The sequence below is a fragment of the Vibrio sp. 10N.222.55.C6 genome (assembly GCF_041473395.1).
In the GTDB taxonomy this organism is placed as follows: Bacteria; Pseudomonadota; Gammaproteobacteria; order Enterobacterales; family Vibrionaceae; genus Vibrio; species Vibrio crassostreae_C.
Genome location: NZ_JBFRSD010000418.1, coordinates 1 through 215, shown reverse-complemented (window position 1 = coordinate 215; position 215 = coordinate 1). Strand labels below are relative to the sequence as shown.

At 46.5% G+C, this 215-nt stretch carries 1 protein-coding gene; it reads left to right on the top strand.

All coding sequences use genetic code 11. The features are described from left to right. A partial coding sequence (locus AB4486_RS24395) for an aldehyde dehydrogenase family protein (RefSeq protein WP_372119219.1) occupies nt 1-215 on the top strand: 215 nt, incomplete at both ends.

Here is a 215-nt window from a genome sequence, read left to right as displayed (position 1 = left end):
CCTATCGTGCCTTATGATTCTATTGAAGAAGCGATTAACTACATCACAACCAGAGAACGTCCACTTGCTCTATACCTGATGAGTCATGATAAACAGATCCAAGATCAGTTCTTATCGAACACGCATTCTGGCGGTGTTTGTATTAACGACTCTCTAGTACACGTGGCTGCAGAAGATGCGCCGTTCGGTGGCATTGGCCCTTCAGGCATGGGACA